Origin of the sequence: Lysinibacillus sphaericus (assembly GCF_006864135.1) — a bacterium.
Lineage (GTDB): Bacteria > Bacillota > Bacilli > Bacillales_A > Planococcaceae > Lysinibacillus.
Genome location: NZ_SADV01000053.1, coordinates 1 through 2,005, shown reverse-complemented (window position 1 = coordinate 2,005; position 2,005 = coordinate 1). Strand labels below are relative to the sequence as shown.

The following is a 2,005-nucleotide window of genomic DNA, read 5'->3' as shown; positions in this document are numbered from 1 at the left end:
GATTCCTCCGTTTGAATGTTGGTGTGGTAACTACATTCTACACGAGGTCGTTATGGGCTTCCTTTATATTGACTTCTGGGTGTTGCACTTAATATTACAATCCGTCGTACTAAAAAAACTCCCTCCCAAGACATTCATCTTGAGGACGAGAGTTATAACTTCGTGGTACCACCTCAGTTTGTTGATATGTCACCATATCAACCTCTTACATAACCTATCTTTATATCGAAGTACCCGTCTCAAGATCCCTAATCATTAGATTGGTAAGATGCTCAGAGGCTTTTTTCATTAAGATCACTATTACTCCTTTTTAGCAAATAGGAGTTCTCTGTAAATAATCAACTCTTAATTACTTCTCATCAACGCTTGATATATTTAGAATTTTTTAATACTTTATCTAAAATTTCTATTATTGTCAATAATTAACTTTCTCAACTATCCTGCTTCGTTAGTTAAAAAGGCTGTTTTCTCAAAGATTGTTGCTAAACGAAAGAATCAGATATTCAAAAGATAGTGGTATATTTTGGATTAGCTGTGTTTGTTTAAAAAGAAAATATTAGTTGGACATTCAGAAGATGCTATTCTGGCAATTATCGAACAACTAGAGAAAAGTAACATTCCATTTGAAATAGGAATCAAAGATATTTTAAAACGGTCGTCTGCAGAATACGAAGGTTTTTATATGGTCAAAGTTCAAAAGAAATGTGCTAAACAAGTAGAAGCCATTGTTGCGCAGTATGTGTCGCAAGAAGATTTGAAGCATTGGTATAAAGTGGAGAAAAAGAAAAGTAAAAAATTAGAGAGAAAGGAAAAAGCTCTATATTTGTTTGTAGCTTTTATATACTTTATAGCGGTAGCTGCCATCGAAATGGGTAAGAGCTTAGGATTGGAGATCGTTCCGTCTATCGGTTGCGCCGTGTTATTGATGGGTGGTATGTTTATGACGATAAAATTTTACAAAGAGATGAAAAAGAATCGGGTGATTCGAGAGAGACCTATAAATGGTTGATGATTGTCGGTATTGCTTGGATATTTTATGCCGTTGCTTCTTTTATATCTGTATTTAGACTTTTTAGTTGGCTTTCTTTCATTTACTTACTGCTTCTTTCACATATCTCCACATTTTTCTAGTTCGCAGAAGCAACAATCTATACGAAAACAGCCTTTAATAAAGTAAAAAAGAGCTGCATACGCAACTCAATGATCTTCAAGTAAAGCACCCATCGTATTATAAGGTCAGCCAGAGTAATCTGGTTGACTATTTTTTATTCAATTTATAGATTGATAGTAGCCGGGGTCGAACGGAAGCACCCGTGGGACTAGATCCCGACAACTAAACTGTTCGCCCTCTACTTGTTAACACATGATTAGGCTGGTTGGGACATTACGATCTCGTATAACAAGCGAAGATATGAATAACAAGCTAGATAGAGGTTACCGGTCAATACACTACCTTAGGAGGAGATAAACATGAATCCAGTAGTTGGTCTGGATGTCGCAAAAGGTGAAAGTCAGATTCAAATGTTCTTGGATAAAAAAATGCCCTATAAAAATAGTGTGAAAGTTGAACATACGGTGGAGGGGCTTGAAGAGTTACACTCTTATTTAATAGATTTAGAGCATCAAACAGGGATGAAACCACCTGTTGTTTTGGAGTCCACAGGACACTACCATGCCCCAGTTGTTCAGTTTTTAGAAGCAAGAGAGTACGTTGCCATTATCGTAAATCCACTAATATCTTACCGAGCAAAAAGTTCTAGCTTACGAAAAACCAAAACAGATGCCATTGATGCTTATCACTTAGGCGAACTATATTACAAAGAGGATTTAGAGCCTCAGAAAAAACGTGGTATTCGGCTTTTAAACCTTCGGCATCTGACAAGGCAACACGAAAATATGACAGGAATTATGGTTCAAACAAAGCTACAATTTCAAGCTGTATTAGATCAAGTTTTCCCTGAGTATAAAGGAGTTTTTGGTGATTTGTACGCAGAGATTTCATTAA

Annotated in this window: 2 protein-coding genes and 1 other annotated feature; both genes read left to right on the top strand. The window is 36.1% G+C overall.

Going from position 1 to position 2,005, the window contains the following annotated elements:
* Positions 1–138 precede the first annotated feature (138 nt).
* Positions 139–372: a binding site (T-box leader), on the bottom strand.
* Positions 373–538: 166 nt separating this feature from the next.
* Positions 539–1,009 carry a hypothetical protein gene (locus C7Y47_RS24525; RefSeq protein WP_142511126.1) on the top strand — a complete coding sequence of 157 codons (471 nt, stop codon included), beginning with the start codon at positions 539–541 and terminating at the stop codon, positions 1,007–1,009.
* Positions 1,010–1,470: 461 nt separating this feature from the next.
* A partial coding sequence (locus tag C7Y47_RS24520; RefSeq protein WP_142510752.1) for an IS110 family transposase occupies positions 1,471–2,005 on the top strand: 535 nt, incomplete at its 3' end.